Genomic DNA, 14,725 nt, shown 5'->3' on the forward strand with positions numbered 1-14,725 from the left:
CCCGGAACAGGCAAAATACGCCCAGTATAAATATAAACAGCTTAAAATCCTGCTGCAATTCGGCGCAGAAATCTTCCCAACTAACTAGTTTGATCACTGTTGCAACCTCTCCTGCCCTCAAACCCAAATTATGCTATGTAGAAACTTGATCCATATATATTCAGGACTTCGGTAGGTTTCTACTTTTTTTGCTAAAATCCTGCTTTATACAACAAATATTGCCTATAACCCCTATCCAGCCAGAGTTAACCTTTACAATAACTGCCACGCTTCTTGGTGTACACATCATCTCGAAGCTGTTTCCCCAAGAAAGTGATACCGCTCTATCTGTGCAATAAGAAAAACCGCTAACGCAGTCTTTTGGCTTTGCACATATCAAATAATCCTGGAATACAAGGGAATGGTTTTACTTTTGGCATTGCCCCAAAATCAGATGCAACTCGCGCTGTAGCATCACCATAAACGAAAACAATGTCGTATAATTAAAGTGTGGCATAAGGTCGATACTTTTTGAGCTAAGAACTCGACCCCAAAATTGATATGACTTCCTGCTTGAACCACATATTGTCCAGCTCATTCGGGCGAAAGGACGTGTAGTAAAATAATAACTTACAGGAAGTCGCGCCATATTTTATCTACAAGGGGATGATATTGTGGACATAACTTATGAGCGTTGTTGTGGGATTGATGTACACAAAAAGATGATAGTTGCCTGTCTAATCTGTGGTGGAAAGCAGGAACTTCGTCAGTTTGGTACAACGACAAAAGAACTGCGGGATTTATCAGCCTGGCTAGTCGAGGCTAGATGTCAAATGATTGCCATGGAAAGTACCGCTTCCTACTGGAAGCCATTGTACAACATCTTTGAACTGTCCGGCTTGGATGCCATGGTAGTCAACGCCCAGCACATGAAATCTTTGCCTGGTCGTAAGACCGACGTCAAAGATGCAGAATGGATTGCGGATCTTCTCCGACATGGGTTACTAAAAGCAAGCTATATTCCAGACCGTGAACAACGGGAACTGCGGGAAATCTCTCGCTACCGCAAGAGCTTGATTGATGAGAGAAGCCGTGAGCTGAACCGATTGCAGAAAATGCTAGAGGGGGCTAATGTGAAACTATCTAGCGTAGTAAGTGCTATCAACGGCAAGAGTTCCCGGCGACTTTTGGAAAGCATTGTCCAAGACAAAAAGCTGGATGAAGACGAAATTCTAAGGCTACTTCATCCCAGCATGCACGGTAAACTCAATGAAATCATGGCTTCTGTTGACGGAGTTATCTCACCTTTGCAACGCAGATTGCTGCGCAATGTCCTGGATCATATTGATGATATGACAAAGCGTATCGAAGATATGGACAAACTCATCAAAGACTACCTAGGCAAATATGAAGCTGCCATCACAGCCATAGATGAACTTCCGGGTGTTGGGAGAATCAGTGCAGAAACCATCTTAGCAGAAATCGGGCTTAATATGAATCGGTTTCCCACAGATGGCCATATTAGCTCTTGGGCCGGTGTGGCTCCAGGTAACCATGAGAGTGCAGGAAAACGAAAGAGTGGAAAAACCACTCATGGAAACAAAACATTAAAAGCCATCTTAATTCAATGTGCTAAGGCTGCGCAAAAAGTGAAGGGAAGCTTCTTTTCAGCCCAATATCAACGGATTGCAGCACGAAGAGGAAGCAGCAGAGCCGCCGTAGCTGTCGCCCATTCCATACTGATAGCGATCTACCACATACTAAAAACAGACGTTCCTTATCGAGAGTTAGGTTCCGAGTATTACAATCGATTTAACCGGGAGAAGAAAATACAATCCTATTTGAAGAAATTAGCGGCTTTGGGTTGGGAGCTCCCCACCACAGCTACGGCCTAATTGCCTACATACCATAAATTTTTGGGCCCTAGACTATAAGGCTTGTATTTGTGCGCCCTTTTTTTCTGGCACATAGGAGATGTTTTCATAGTAAAGTAACAAAAAGTCTAGGCCCGAAGCCTCCAAAAGCTGAAAAGCCGGACAGTATTCCTAAATCCGTAAACTCGCTACGCTCAAACAGTACGGATTCTTAACGGATTACTGTCCGGCTTTTCTCCTGCGGAACGCTTTTTCCGGCAAAGGCCGGGGGGTTACCGGGGTTGCTGGGGCACCATCTCCTTGCTCAAGCCGGATATTTACCTTGGCTTCCCTTGCTTTGTAGACTTTCAGCATCTCAAAACTTGATATTTAAAAAATCGAAGGATATTCCGGCCTTTATCACGAATAGAAGGTGACATAACAATCCTGGAGGTTCATAAGTAATGTTTCTGATTGCTGCCGCTGTTGCCGTTTTAACTTTGCTGCCTCTGCCCGCTCTATGTGAAGAGACTAGCGCAACAGGCCTTGTTAATACCTATGTTCAGTATACGCTGGATACGGGGGTTAACAGCACCCATTCAAAACTTCGGCTAAGTTTTGCTGACGATTACTCTGATTTTGCTTTTAGCTATTGCCGCAAGTTTAACTATCCTGTCACACCACAATTGCTGGCTTATTCAGATGTCACCTTTGCAGGCAACCGCCGTGACGCTTTTTTAGCCCAGGCCAATGTCGGATTGGAATACATCACCCAAAGCCATACCACGTCCTTCTACCGCCGAGTATATGAAAAAGACCTTGATGTTGAGGATAAATATTACTTTTCCTTTGGAGGGAAATTTAATTAGACCGATACATATATATGCCGTATTAAAGAAGTTTGCAGGTCCAGGCGGGAGGTGCATTGGATATACAGAAATGAGCGCCGCTATGGCGCTCGTTTCTGTATATCCAATTATAGCTTTAATTGTTTGCCATATTTTATCCGCCACCAGGAAATGGCGCGGGCTGAATCAACCTCCTGCCTGATTGTGTCCTGATCAGGCGGCACCAGTCCGGTCTTTAACAGATGGGGTTCCGTATACTCGCTGTCGGCCTTCCCCATATAGCCGGGGGTAATCCAGAAACCGTAGTTTATCCCAAATTGGTTGCCTTTGGTCAGGCTGTGGCCTAATGAGTAATACTCAAACCCACCAGGGGCGACAAGCTCCACCAGCGTGGGGGTGACATTGATATGGCTGCCTGCCGCCTGCTCAGGCAATGATTCTTTTGTTATGCCCTTGCCGTAAACGACAAAGGGGATAGCATACCGCTCAAACAGGGGGGGATTAGGTTCGATATTAACCCTGTCGGCATGGTCGCCGACAATGACAAACAAACTGTCAGGGTACTGCTCACGCGCCTCTTTAACAAACTGGGCCAGCATCTTGTCGGCATACCAGAAATGCCCCAGTTTTTTGATCAGTTCCTGATCATTTTTAAGGCTCTCCGGCAACCCGGCAGTGACAATAGCAGGGTCAAAGCCCTCTTTCGCCAGGTCGACGGTGTAGGGTGAATGGTTGGATACAGTGAGAATGACGTGAAAGCCCGGCTTGTCATTCTGCACATGTCCAAGCACAGCTTTATACAGGTAGTAATCGTCACAGCCCCAGACATTACCGCCGTCACTTGCAAAATCGCCCATGCCATAGAAGGATTCAAACCCCTGGGCCAGGGTAAAGTCCCGGACCTTTTCCCAGGAGGCTGGTCCGGCATACCAGAAATCAGCCGTATACCCCAGGCGTTTCATCTGCGGCGCCAGGGCTGTCGCATAGGGTTCCCGGTATGACTCAGGCAGATAATTAAGATACAGATTGGCCTCTGCCAAACCGGTAATTACCCCCATTACACCGGAAATTGTACTCATTCCGTTAGGTAAAAAATTATTCACATAAGCGGCGTCATCCTGGGCGATGATATTCTTCAGGCCGTTAGCAATATTGAGATTACTGTATTGCGGCAGCAGCGGCCAGTTGGCATAGCTTTCACCAATAATCAGGAACACCTGCCTGGGCGGGCTATTGGTCCCGGCCACAACCTTTTTGCGTAAAAAATCATCTAAATTGGCCGACTGTACAGGGCGTTCAGCAAGATAACCGCCATAATCGGCCAACCGCCCCGGGTCCATATCAAGACCGGTAGAGGAACAAACCCGTTCATGCAGGACATAGGCCCGGTAGAGTGCCTGCACATCATCCAGAATCGCTTCATTAAGCAACTGATCTTTGGTTATCCCTGAATTCTCCCAGTCAATGTTATAGGCGTAAGTCATACTGCCCCCAAACCGGACGAAAATGGTCAGTTGATAAATTATGATAAGCAGCACGGCGCGAAGCGCGATATTCTGATACCATTTGGAAAACCGGGGAAAGGCATATGTTTTTGAGGCCAGCCAGCGCTTAAGCAGTTTACACAGAATGAACGCTGTAGCTGCGGCCAGAAAAACCCTGACCGGCAGATTATACTGCTCAGTCACCGTATGGACAATGGCTGTTACATCATCATTAAGGGTATTAAACAACAGTTGATTAAAGGCCATGCGAAACTCCTGATAATAGGGAATCCGCGCCTGGAAAAGAAAGCTGAGCAGGGTAACATATAAAATCCCCAGGTACAACCGGATATGACCGAGCTTTTTCCAGGTAACAACCGGCCTCAGTCCGGTGCAACAGATAAGCGGCAGCAGCACCATCAGACCAGCGCTCTTCAGGCTAATCCTGAAGCCATAATACATGGCGGCGGCAATATCACTCAAGGTTACACTCTCACTTAAAAACGAGTGCATCACTGCTATAAAACCTACCCGGAACAGGCAAAATACGCCCAGTATAAATATAAACAGCTTAAAATCCTGCTGCAATTCGGCGCAGAAATCTTCCCAACTAACTAGTTTGATCACTGTTGCAACCTCTCCTGCCCTCAAACCCAAATTATGCTATATATCCCGCATTAAAGAAGTTTGCAGGCGCAGGCGGGTGGTGCATTGACAACGCTCCACCGCTGGCGCTTGACTTCCGCTTTTGCCAACACACCACCCGCCTGCAATACTTTAACGCGTTGTATATAGCAATTGCAGTGCGGCAGCTATTTTAAACAATATTAGGCTTGACTTTGGCAGCGATGTCAACTATCATGAAAAGTAAGACGCCTTCCTTAGATGCTAGATATGAGAGTGTGGCAGGCAAAGATCAGATGTTATGTAGTAGTTCGGCTGGTTTGCAAAAATGTAATTTAAAGTTGGATAGGTTGCCCATAGATATGAGATATTAGGGGGTAAACTCGTTAATGAGTTTTATCCTCTTTTTATTTTCTAAAAAACGGAGGTATAGTGTAATGATATTATTAGACGGATATGCTTTAACCCTGGATGATGTTGTAAAAGTAGCCAGAGGGTATGAGGAAGCAGGCTTAAGTGAGCAGGGGCGCAATCAGATTATTGCCAGCCGCGCCATTGTCGATAAAATTCTCGAAGATGAGAGCCCGGTATATGGTATTTCCACAGGCTTCGGAAGCTTTAGTCAAATTTTTATTTCGAAAGAGAAAAGAGAGAAATTACAAAAGAACCTGATTCTCAGCCATGCCACCGGCGTAGGTGAACATTTGCCGGAAGATGTTGTGCGGGCGGCTATGCTGCTGCGGGCCAACTCCCTGGCAAAAGGCTATTCCGGGATTAAGCTTTCCACAGTTGAGATGCTGCTGAACCTGTTGAACCGGCGCATATGCCCGGTTATTCCGGCAAAGGGGTCGGTAGGAGCCAGCGGTGATTTAGCGCCTCTTTCCCATATGGTGTTAGTTATGCTGGGCGAAGGCCATGCCTATGTGGACGGCAAGTTAATGAGCGGGGCCCAGGCGCTGGCAGTCAGCGGGCTGGAACCGTTAGCCCTCGGCGGCAAAGAAGGACTGGCTTTAATCAATGGCACGCAGATCATGACTGCTGTCGGTTGTATGGTGTGGCAGGATGCAGTCAACTTAATGAAAAGCGCCGATGTGTCAGCTGCTTTGTGTGTCGAAGCCCTGCGTGGTACCCGTACCGCTTTTGATCCGCGTATTAGTCAGGTTAGAGCGCATATCGGTCAGGTGGCTACCACGGAAAACATGCTGCGGTTGACTGAGAACAGTCCTATTATTGAGTCCCATGTCAATTGTTCCAAAGTCCAGGACGCTTATTCACTGCGTTGTGTGCCGCAAGTGCATGGTGCTTCTAAAGATGCCTTACGGCGTGTGGAAGAAACGCTTACTATTGAGATCAACGCCGCCACCGATAACCCGTTAATTATGCCTGATAGCGGCGAAGCAATATCAGGCGGTAATTTTCATGGCCAGCCAATTGCACTGGTGATGGATTATCTGAAACTGGCCTTAGCAGAACTGGGCAATATCTCCGAGCGGCGCACTAATCGCCTGCTGGACTCACATTTGAGTGAGCTGCCGCCCTTCCTGACAGCCTATCCGGGCGAAGATTCGGGGTTGATGATTACCCAGTATACGGCAGCTTCATTGGTATCTGAGAATAAAGTACTGGTTCACCCGGCAAGTGCTGATTCGATTCCAACCTCAGCTAATCAGGAGGATCATGTCAGTATGGGAACAATAGCGGCCCGGCAGGCAAGGGAAATTCTGGAGAATGTCCGCTATATTCTGGCGATTGAGTGTTTAGCTGCGGCTCAGGGCATCGACTTTTTAGCGCCACTAACCCCGGGTGTGGGTACCGGGGCCGCCCATAAGGCCATCCGTGAGGCTGTGCCACACCTGGATGAAGACCGGATACCGGCACCGGACATCCAAAATATCTATCAGTTAATTGCCGATGGTTCGCTGATTAAGGCGGTAGAGGCGGCTATTGGTCCAATGAAGATCTATTAAGTGTTTTAACATATGGTACAATACTAGGAACAGGAGTTATCCCTGTTCCTAGTATTGTTGACTAAACACATGGTGCTGCAAAATATTGCGGCAATAGCGAAAGACTGCTGTCGTGCGAGAATTTTGTGTTGGAGATTCAGCCCCTGAGTGTTTCAGACAGATGAGAGAAGGGTGGATAAGCGATGTTTAATATTGAGAAAAACGGTAGTCTGGGAAAATTGGCAATTCTATCAATCATGTCTTCCGGTGAGGATGAAATCGCCTTAAAAAAGCAAGGAGAAGAGTTTGGCTACCGGCTGTATAAAGGGAAAGTGGGTTCAATGGATTCGGCCAAAATTTTTGCGGCAGTCGAGACAGCGGCGAAAAAAGAGGGTCTCATTGATCAGCGCTACCGGGAAGAGCATGCCCTCTATCATTCTGTGTTTGAAGCCTATAACGGCATGTGCCGGGGGCAGATCGGGCTTGGCACCGTATTGCGCAGTGCCGGGTTGTTGTTTTGCATTGTGCGGGGCACGAAATTACCGGGGAATAATCATGATGGTGAGTGGATTGCGGTGGCCTTATATGGTAACATGGGGGCGCCGATTAAGGGATATGAACATGAAGTGCTGGGTCTGGGCATTAACCCGATTTAATTAGCAGGTCTTTAATAATATAAGTGAAGCGCCACCTGTCTTTAGCAGACAAGTGGCGCTTTCTCTCTATTGCAAGGGTTCACCCCTGTTCCAGCCAGGCCTTACGCAGCAGGCTGACAGCAATGGGGATATCTTCCAGAGCTATAGCACTGAAGCCCAGGAGAATGTTGCTATCCGGACTGGGATCAGACTCAATCCAGGGGGTGCCTTGCAGATGGATCTGTATGCCTGCTTTAGCGGCTTTGTCTACTAAAGCTTGTGTATAATCCGGCCATTTTATTTGCAGCACCAGATGCAGGCCGGCATTTATTCCGGAAATCGCAATCATATCACCGAAATTCTCCTGCAGTGCCTGGATCATGGTATCATGTTTTTTCTTCAAATGGCGCAGCATTTTTCGCAGATGACTCTCAAAATGCCCTTCGCGCATGAATAATTCCAGTGGTTTTTGAATCAGGAACGGCACTGAACAGACAAGATTGTCTGCTGTCTGCTGCAGCTGCTGTGCTAAATCTTTGGGTAGGACCATATAAGCTACCCGGAGGGAGGGTAACAGCATTTTTGAAAAGCTGCCAATATAGATTACCTTATCGGGGGCTAAGCCCTGCAGCGCCGATATTGGTTTTACATCATAGCGGAGATGACAGCTATAATCATCTTCGATAATAAAAGCATCCTGTTCATAAGCCCACTCCACAAGGCGCAGACGCCGTGTTATCGACATGATACGCCCGGTGGGAAACTGGTGTGATGGTGTTACATATACCGCTTTGGCCATTGAGGTGCGCAGTGCTTTTACACTTAAGCCATGGTGGTTTAACGGGACTGGGCATACTTGAAAGCCCTGGCTCTTGAAGGCGAAGTGGGCTGCCGCAAAGCCTGGGTCTTCGATGGCAATCGTAGTAGTAGACGTCTTTAACAGTTGACCGGCAAGACTCAGGCAGTGTTCTGTTCCTGAGGCAATCAGAATCTGGTCAATACCACATTTGACATCTCGGTAATCACGCAGATATTTAAGGATCTCTTGCCGCAATCCCAGTTCTCCCATAAAAGAGCCATAGTTTAACAGTTGCTCTTTGTGTTTGCGCAGACACTCGTTGGTTAAGCGCTGCCACTGGGAAAATGGAAAGCTCTGGGGGCTAAGTTTACCATATTGAAAGTTGTACTTAATCTTTTCTGTGAGTGGTTTGGCAGGCGGTTCCGGCAGGGGCGATTCCGTAAGTGTTGGTAAAAGGGTATTATGGATTGTTTCGACATAGTACCCGCTGCGAGGCTTGGCAAAGATATAACCCTCAGATAAAAGTTGCTGATAGGCTATATCAACAGTATTTCTGCTGATACCGAGATCTGTACACAGTTTGCGGTTTGAGGGGAGTTTGGTTTGCGAACTGAGTTCGCCATTGAGAATTTTGGACCGCAGCTGCTGATAAAGTTGACGGTACAAGGGGATTTTACTTTTAACATTAAGTAAAAACATCGGGAACCTCCTGCCGGGAACTGCCTCAATCAGTTAATAATCTATTATAAGTATAACATAAAAATAATCATAACAGCTTTGACTATATACAACGCGTTAAAGTTTTGCAGGCGGGTGGTGTGGTGGCAATGCGGAATATATAGTGTGCCTATTCTGTAAATTGTAAACTAAAAAAGCCTGTGATTTTTATACCACAGGCTTTGTTCAGAAAGCGTGAGTGTTACCAAATGTCATGCCCCTGGCAATGCTCCGGTGAGGCCAGCTTAACCAGCTTATTCGCGAGATAGCCCCCGGCGCCGATAACGCTTTCGATGTGCAAAAAGTGTGCAATTGAGGGGTCAAATAAAACAGTGGCATTTGCTGCGATTTCTTCGTCTCCCTCCCAGACTATTACGCAGAGTGGGATCTTGGGGAAGACATTAAAAATAGCAGAAGCATCGCCAAAACTGGCAGGTTGACCACCAAGCGGTTTGGCACATTCCAAAAGGAGTGAGGCCTGCTTGCCGAAGGCTTTAATCAAACCGCCGATGGCTTCTTTGTGGAACGCCGGATAAAAGAGCATCCCGCCATTAGGTATCTCTTTTAGACTGACCCATTTATTGGCGACTTCTTCCCTGGTTTGAAAGAATGTCAGGTAGTGAAGGATTAAGATGGCTGCTCCAATCTTTGGCACAGAGCCGTCTTTTTCTTTTGTAATGGTCTTATTGACACAGTCGACAATAAAATTTTCATTTAGATAGGGTACGATAAATTGCTGCTTATCACTCAGATATTCTACATCCATACTGGCTGCGACCTCTTCAGGCACTTTTGGCTCAAGATCCTGCCAGCCTTTGTCATAGGCAATACGATAATTACTCTCCAGATCAATCCCTCCATAACTCGTGCTCTGTAAACTATGCTTTTATTAAACACCGCGGTTCGGTAGTTGGAAAGGGCCAGTTTTGTTGAAGTTCTATGGGGCCAGATTTGTCTGACACAAGGTGCTGTTATCTATTGGGCGAAAGTCTGATAGAAGGTAAAAGCATTGATTGCAATCATGGGAAATTGTTAGGGAGCTGAAGCAAATGAATCACCTGAGTATAGCACAACATAAACTGCATAAATAACCTGTTACGAGTTATTCTAAGAAAGTAAGCTAAATACTATGCGCCAAGTTATCGCTCTAAGTACATCCACCTTCAAGAGGAAACTTGAAGGTGGATGTACTTGTTAAGCTAAGATGTATCATCTGCACAGGGGTTAATATCCAAACAATTGTAATTATTCACAGGAGATGACAGCTTGAGCAACAAAGATAAACCATCAATCCTGTTTGTATCTTTGAATCGGCATCAAAGACAATATTTCCGCCAGCTAGGCGTTAATCTAAATGGTAGATATGATGTTCACCATATCTATTATGGCTTGTCTGATTTTTCTGGTGCCCTGATAAAACCGGAACTGCCAGAGCCTGTTGCTTTTACTGAGGAAGAATTAGCAGACGTAATTCGCTTTTTACTGGTAAAGGGAAAGTCCTGTAAGTTTACTGGTTTTCGCGGCTGGATGCATTCGCAACCGGTTTTGGAAAGCCGGGCATATTTTGCCACTCTTCATTTTTATGAATACATGTGCCGTGTCAATATTGACCTGGTATGTGTATGGAACGGCATAAACCTTCCCTTGACTTCTGCCGCAAGGTGGCAAGAAAACTTGGCAAGAAGACCATCTTTTTTGAAAATGGCTATCTAAGGGATACAACTACGCTAGATCCCATGGGTGTCAACTATCAAAATAGCTTAGTAAATAAGCCGCGCTCATTTTATGATGCTATTGTTCCACAGGGGCAGCTTCTTGAAGAATTATATAGTGCGGCGGCATCAATCTGAAATATAAAGAGCAAATGGTATCAAAATTTAATAAGAAAGCAAAAGAATAGACAAGCAGAAGAAATTATTCTGCCGGAGAGGTTTATCTTTCTTCCGTTTCAGGTGCAGGACGATACCCAGGTGTTATTGTATTCCCCATATTTTAAATCAATGGAAGAACTAGTGCATTGTGTAGTGAACGCGGTAAGACAGTACAACTCGAACCATGGGGAAGATATTTGGATTGTTGCCAAGAAACATCCTTCGGATTTTGGCCGTGTGGACTATTTTGCTTTACAGGCACAGTATCATGAGGATAATATCTTATTTGTGCGCTTCTATCCAACGCCTGATTTAATTGCGCAGGCACAGGGGGTTATTACCCTGAATTCAACAGTAGGCATTGAGTCCTTAGTACGTCATAAACCTGTGATTACGCTGGGAAACTCATTTTATAACGTAGCTGGCCTGGTCTGCCATGTTACGCAAGCAGATCAGCTGTCAGAGCATATTCAATTTATGAATGCAAAGCCTGACCATCAATTAATTGACAAGTTTTTATATTATTTACGATATTGCTATCTGGCCGAAGGCTTATGGCGCCAACCTAATGAGCAGCATTTTGCAAGTGTTGCTCGAAAGATTGCCAAATTTCTAGTTTCTAGGGTCAGGCTTGACTTATTCAAATCGTTGACTTATTTAAGATGAAAAGTCCAGATAATCCGGAATACACATTAGTATTAATTGAGAAAAGGTGAGTCAAGAACCGTCCCCTGGCTCTTTAGAATTCTGCAAGCATCTATGCAGGATTTTTTATTATGTGGGTTTAAGTACCAAAATCCACGACTAACCACACCGGACTCTCGGTTTGGTTAAAATTGTTTAATTTCGACAGGAATTCAAAAAGAAACTGTGGAAGAGATAATCCGGATGATTTGTCCAAACTTGAAATTATCAATAACTCTCAGTCATCAATACTTTTACGCTTTAAGGGCGACTAATTTATTTGGGAGTGATTTTTTGCAACAATTTTCAAAAGAAGTTTCTAAAAAGATCAGAGAATTATCTAATCGAGCTTATGAGCGGGAGTTACGACAAGAAATGGAGAAGTTGGCAGAACAATTCATATTATGGCAGAATAATCAAATCGACATCTGGGATTTGGAGGAAACAGTCCATAAGTTTCATAATGGTCCGGCAAAGGAACTTTATCAGCGGTATACTATGTTATCACCGGTAGAGGTCTTGCCGTATGCATTGTTTAAGAACCTTATTGCGTATGAAGAGTTGCCTGATGCCGTTGCTGATGAAATGAAAATGATAGCAAGCAATTTATACGAACATAATAGAGTCGAACAGGAGTATTATGATGAAACTGAATGATTTTGAACAATCCATTATACGTCTGCTATAATTGAATATTGGCGTATGTCCAACAAAATCCGCATTGCATATTGGATTTTTATCGCCATTTATTAGCTGATTACCGGGAGCAGGTGTATGAGTTTTTTAATGGGCTGGTACTGCGGGAAGCTGCTCATAGCAATAAACGGTCTGAGTATCAGCGCGTCTGCTCTCATTTACGGTTACTGATAAAAATCGGTGGCGGTAGTATTGCGGCTGACTTGGTTAAACATCTGATGTTTGAATATTGCGCAGGCCGGCTTTTCGCGAAGAACTGCAGAAAGTAATCGTAAAATAATGCTACAACACAGTATTTGTTAAGTAAGAAGGTGTTTTTACGTACATTTACCTAGACCTATGTGAACAGTTCACCTGTCAGATGTGCGGAGTCTGTTGCCGCAATCATTGGCAGGTCACGCTGGATGAACCCAGTTACCGCCGTAATGAGGCGCTGTTTAGTGCCAGTGGCCGCGAGGCTGAGTTTGCTCAGGCATTTATTGCTCTTAATGGTCAGGGGGGATATGGCGAATACGCCTATATCGCTAAACAGGCCGGGGGTGGCTGCTGGTTTTTAAACGAGAGCAATATGTGTCTGCTGCACAAGGAGGCCGGCCACAGCCATCTGGATGCTGTATGCCGAACCTTTCCCCGTTACCCGATGAGTACGGCGCGGGGGATCGAAATAACACTAAGTTTTAGCTGTCCGGCAGTATTAAAATTAGCAGACCGGGCTGAGCCGCTGCAAATTATCCGTTCAGAAAAACAGCCGCTTGACTTAGCTGATAATAACTACGCTGCTGAGATTTATCCGCAGCAACAGCCGGTCCAGCAACCACTTCATTATTATTTTGAACTGGAGAGCCATTTTATTGATTTGTTACAGTGCCGGAGCATGCCGCTTAACGAACGCCTGGCATTCCTTGCCGATACAGTTAAGGCAGTAAACAGCCTGACTCAGGACCAGACAATCACCCGGGAGTTAACAGCATTATTTAATCGCAATTATGATTGGCTGGATGATCTTGCTGCGGGCAGGGTACCTGCTGAGCCTGAGGCGGGCAGCGGTTTACTGGAAAACTTCTTTGTCAGTTTTTTATTTAAAAAGCCTTTTTATATTTACGGCTTTGAAAAAACACTGCGGTTATTTGATCATATGTGGCAACAGCTTATGCGTTCCAATGATATTACAGAGGAAATTATGAAGCTTGAGTTTCAATACGGGCATGACCGGCAGGCCCTGTTACGATAAACCTGTTTTTTAAAAAAAGCGAGATTGCTGCAATTATTGATTGTGGTGACGCCAGCGAAGATTTGATCTTCAGGTGTCATACACAAGCGATAAGAGAGCAATCTCGCTTTTTTTACCTACCTCTTTACAACAGTATACGTGCTTAGGGTAGTGCCGTTTTGATCAACAAATGTGATGTTAATAGGGTTTGCAAAATTTAAAGTTAAGCGATCAAGCGGGATCACATCATTAGTTTTAGTTACAGATAACCGGTTATTTGTCAGCGGGCTTTTAGTCCTGATGGTAACCTTGAGGTCATTGCTTGTCTGAACAACTTTTTCAACACCAATGCCAAAGCCTCTGTCAGCAACTGAACCGAGATGTGCATAAAGTACAAACTGGCGGCCAAAATCAATCGACTCGACCTTATCGACAATGATGCCTGGGATACCGGCAGTATCGGCTGATACCGGCTTGGCAAGCAGAACTCCGAGTTTCATGTCTTGCGGATAAGTGCTTTGGTTCCAGGTCCAGTCGCTAAAAGCATCACTCGTATAGAGGATTTGTGAGTTAGTAGTAACCACAGTACTATTACCATACATACTGGCCGGACGGTAGGTGGCCGGATATTTGCTGTTACCGATGCCGCGGATGGTAGTGATCACCCATTTGCTGCCGTTTTTTTCTAAATCAACCTTGAACGTTTGACCGCTGGTTTTAACCTGGACAATAGCTTTGCCGCTTGTTACTGACAATAAGGTAAAGGTGTCATGATAGGCGTCAAACCCAAACCGACCGGCATTGTCCCTGACTACATCCACAGGATCGCCGCCACGAATAACACCACCGCTGCTTACTTCTTTTACGCTGACGATTTTCCATTTGTCATGGTCTTTCGTTAACCGTACATTAAAGGTTTTACCATTGTCTTTACGAACTAAAACAACAGCTGTATTGGCGCTGCTTGATTGCAGGGAAAAGCGATCACGCCTAGCATCAAAACCATATGCGGCTGCAGCTGCTTTAACGGCTGCCACTGGTGAACCGGCAACATTCTGATTGTCTTTAGGGCGTTCTTTGTCACGCTGCGTATCGTTGTCAGTGGTACGCTCTTTCGTCGGTTCACCGGTATTGTTGCGGGTGTCCGTGCTGGGCGGGGTTGCCTCGGTTGTCGGAGCCGGCGAGGCTGTTACTGTGTTTTCAGCAGCATGAACCTTGGCGATGGGGAGACCAGGCAACAGCGCCGAGGTTACAACGGCGGCACCGGCAAGGGCGGCCACTAGACGTTTGTACTTGCGCTTGGCAATTTTTCTGCGGCTGGTGTTTATCATGTTTTTCTCCTTTCGTACCCAAGGTTTGATATTTAGTTTTTGTTATTG

The 14,725-nt window shown here is 45.6% G+C and carries 12 protein-coding genes; 8 read left to right on the plus strand and 4 right to left on the minus strand.

Going from position 1 to position 14,725, the window contains the following annotated elements; translation table 11 throughout:
* Nucleotides 1–653 precede the first annotated feature (653 nt).
* A complete protein-coding gene (locus tag VN379_RS09090; RefSeq protein WP_325533005.1) occupies nt 654–1,874 on the plus strand; it encodes an IS110 family transposase in 1,221 nt (406 codons plus the stop codon).
* Nucleotides 1,875–2,296: 422 nt separating this feature from the next.
* Nucleotides 2,297–2,701, plus strand: coding sequence for a hypothetical protein (locus VN379_RS09095; protein WP_325533007.1), 405 nt, complete (start codon nt 2,297–2,299; stop codon nt 2,699–2,701).
* 107 nt (nt 2,702–2,808) lie between these two features.
* Here VN379_RS09095 and VN379_RS09100 read toward each other — a convergent pair whose 3' ends face one another.
* A complete protein-coding gene (locus VN379_RS09100; RefSeq protein WP_325533009.1) occupies nt 2,809–4,791 on the minus strand; it encodes an LTA synthase family protein in 1,983 nt (660 codons plus the stop codon).
* A 434-nt stretch (nt 4,792–5,225) separates the two neighbouring features.
* On the opposite strand from VN379_RS09100, the gene hutH reads away from it, so the two are divergent.
* Complete coding sequence (gene hutH, locus VN379_RS09105) at nt 5,226–6,755, plus strand: histidine ammonia-lyase (RefSeq protein ID WP_325533011.1); 1,530 nt, start codon at nt 5,226–5,228, stop codon at nt 6,753–6,755.
* Nucleotides 6,756–6,937: 182 nt separating this feature from the next.
* Nucleotides 6,938–7,390 (plus strand): HutP family protein, encoded by a 453-nt coding sequence (locus VN379_RS09110; protein WP_325533013.1) that lies wholly within the window; start codon nt 6,938–6,940, stop codon nt 7,388–7,390.
* A gap of 79 nt (nt 7,391–7,469) precedes the next feature.
* On the opposite strand, the gene VN379_RS09115 is transcribed toward VN379_RS09110, so the two are convergent.
* Together VN379_RS09115 and VN379_RS09120 are read right to left on the minus strand one after the other, a co-directional pair.
* Nucleotides 7,470–8,867 (minus strand): PLP-dependent aminotransferase family protein, encoded by a 1,398-nt coding sequence (locus VN379_RS09115; protein ID WP_325533015.1) that lies wholly within the window; start codon nt 8,865–8,867, stop codon nt 7,470–7,472.
* Nucleotides 8,868–9,087: 220 nt separating this feature from the next.
* Nucleotides 9,088–9,675 (minus strand): DUF3786 domain-containing protein, encoded by a 588-nt coding sequence (locus tag VN379_RS09120; protein ID WP_325533017.1) that lies wholly within the window; start codon nt 9,673–9,675, stop codon nt 9,088–9,090.
* A gap of 476 nt (nt 9,676–10,151) precedes the next feature.
* Here VN379_RS09120 and VN379_RS09125 point away from each other — a divergent pair, with 476 nt between their 5' ends.
* The 4 genes from VN379_RS09125 to fliB all read left to right on the plus strand — a co-directional run bounded on the left by VN379_RS09125 (nt 10,152) and on the right by fliB (nt 13,367).
* Nucleotides 10,152–10,598: a hypothetical protein gene (locus VN379_RS09125; protein ID WP_325533019.1), complete on the plus strand. Its 447-nt coding sequence runs from the start codon at nt 10,152–10,154 to the stop codon at nt 10,596–10,598.
* Nucleotides 10,599–10,804: 206 nt separating this feature from the next.
* Complete coding sequence (locus VN379_RS09130) at nt 10,805–11,422, plus strand: hypothetical protein (protein ID WP_325533060.1); 618 nt, start codon at nt 10,805–10,807, stop codon at nt 11,420–11,422.
* Between the two features lie 393 nt (nt 11,423–11,815).
* Nucleotides 11,816–12,097 (plus strand): hypothetical protein, encoded by a 282-nt coding sequence (locus VN379_RS09135; protein ID WP_325533021.1) that lies wholly within the window; start codon nt 11,816–11,818, stop codon nt 12,095–12,097.
* A gap of 364 nt (nt 12,098–12,461) precedes the next feature.
* Nucleotides 12,462–13,367 (plus strand): flagellin lysine-N-methylase, encoded by a 906-nt coding sequence (gene fliB / locus VN379_RS09140; RefSeq protein ID WP_325533062.1) that lies wholly within the window; start codon nt 12,462–12,464, stop codon nt 13,365–13,367.
* Between the two features lie 116 nt (nt 13,368–13,483).
* On the opposite strand, the gene VN379_RS09145 is transcribed toward fliB, so the two are convergent.
* Nucleotides 13,484–14,677, minus strand: a complete 1,194-nt coding sequence (locus VN379_RS09145; RefSeq protein WP_325533024.1) for a hypothetical protein — start codon at nt 14,675–14,677, stop codon at nt 13,484–13,486.
* Nucleotides 14,678–14,725 lie beyond the last annotated feature (48 nt).

Source organism: Sporomusa sp. (genome assembly GCF_035561255.1).
GTDB lineage: Bacteria > Bacillota > Negativicutes > Sporomusales > Sporomusaceae > Sporomusa.